Genomic DNA, 1654 nt, shown 5'->3' with positions numbered 1-1654 from the left:
AGGTGTATAAGCCCAGTCGCAAACAAGGCTACTACCGCTATCTGGTGAAGCCGGGACAAGCGAAGTTCATATCGGGCAAGAATCCTGACGGCCGTGTATTCAGCTTCACATGCAATAATGTAAGTGCCGGACGCTACAAGAAATTTGTAATAGACGGGGAATACAATCCTGCCAATTCCGAGATAGAGGATTTTACCGTGGTGCCTGGAGATATCTTATTCAGTGATATGCACTTTGCACATACGCCCGCCAGCGGAAACGTAACAGGATATAGTAGTTCCATCGGAGTCGTGATGTATCTGGCAGGACTTCATGATGAGTATACTGAGGGATACACCCACGGACTGGTATTGAGGAAACAAACTGTCGAATCGAGTTCAGAGTTCTGGGAGAGTAGTTCAAAAAACTACGACTCTCCGGCACCCAATGTGGTCAATGTAGGACAGATGATGGAGGATAAGTCTGGACTCACCAACTCTTTGGCCATAAAGAGTACATACTATCTTAAGTTTACAATGGCCCAAAGCGTAGGGACCAAGGCATACGACCAGTGCTCGGAGTGGTTTATACCCAGTACTGGACAATGGATAAAAATGATCTGCGACTATACAGGAGGCCATGTATCCTCAGCCCTTACTGCTACTCGTCCTACTTTTGCCAATGTCCGTTCAACATACTCCACAGAGCTGAGTCGCTCGTTTGAGGCAACAGGGGTGACAGGAGACTATAAAGTAACTTCTTCCGGCTGGAAATCAGGCACATTTTTCGTAAGCTCAGAATCAACCGCCGACGGAGCTGGAGTATGGGTTTTCAATCTCTTTACTCCATCATTCTCTTCGGGTAATAAATATAATATGAACGGAGCAAGTGCCAAGACCCTTTATGCCTGTGGGTTCTAAAAATTCCTAGGCATGGGTATGCCACATGGACAGTAAGTATATATTTCGCAACAGCAACTGACAAACAGAGAGACTCCAGAACAGGCGGATACTGGAATGTGAACGACCGTATGGCTTTGAAAATCGGCAATACGGCGAGAATATAAGAGGACAACCAGCCGGGCGGCACGACAACAGGAGACGGTTACCGGCGGATCAAGGATGACGATGATGAGATCATCGACAGTGAGACAGAACAGATAAAGCAAATAGTATAATAAGACACGATAGGAAAATATGAAGAGATTGTTTTTACACCTGAGTTGGGGCCTGTTTGCCATTACAATGAACAGTTGTACCCAAAGTGAGATGATCCTCGAGGATCATTTGGATTCTGACGGGCAAAAGGCCATGACCGTGAAGGTAGTGGATGGCGGCTATGAGGACAAAAAATCGACTCGTGCCAGTGAGAGCAACGAGGAAAAGACCGATGGTGATGGTACCATCATGAAGACACAGTTCATCGCAGGCGACAAGATCGGCGTGTTCTCCATCTCTCCGAGTGGAGCCTCACACTATCAGAACCTGGAACTGGTATACGACGGCACCAACTGGAAGAACCCCGACGGCGAGACCTTCTACTATTTCCCGGGCTTGAGCTATTTCGCCTATTATCCCTACAACAAGGATTTTAATATGGAGAAGGTCGACTGGTCGAAACATACTGCCGCTGAGTTCTTTGCGGAATATGTGAACGAGTGGAGGCCACAGGACGA

Annotated in this window: 2 protein-coding genes; both read left to right on the top strand. The window is 47.2% G+C overall.

Annotation, left to right across the window (positions count from 1 at the left end; all coding sequences use genetic code 11):
• A partial coding sequence (locus tag BMY63_RS12395; RefSeq protein ID WP_177178443.1) for a hypothetical protein occupies positions 1-899 on the top strand: 899 nt, incomplete at its 5' end.
• 276 nt (positions 900-1175) lie between these two features.
• Positions 1176-1654 (top strand): fimbrillin family protein (locus tag BMY63_RS12135; protein ID WP_177178442.1); only part of this gene is annotated, 479 nt, incomplete at its 3' end.

It is taken from the genome of Prevotella aff. ruminicola Tc2-24 (assembly GCF_900110895.1).
Lineage (GTDB): Bacteria > Bacteroidota > Bacteroidia > Bacteroidales > Bacteroidaceae > Prevotella.
Note: the sequence above shows the minus strand (reverse complement) of the source record. Positions and strands in the feature narration are given on the sequence as shown.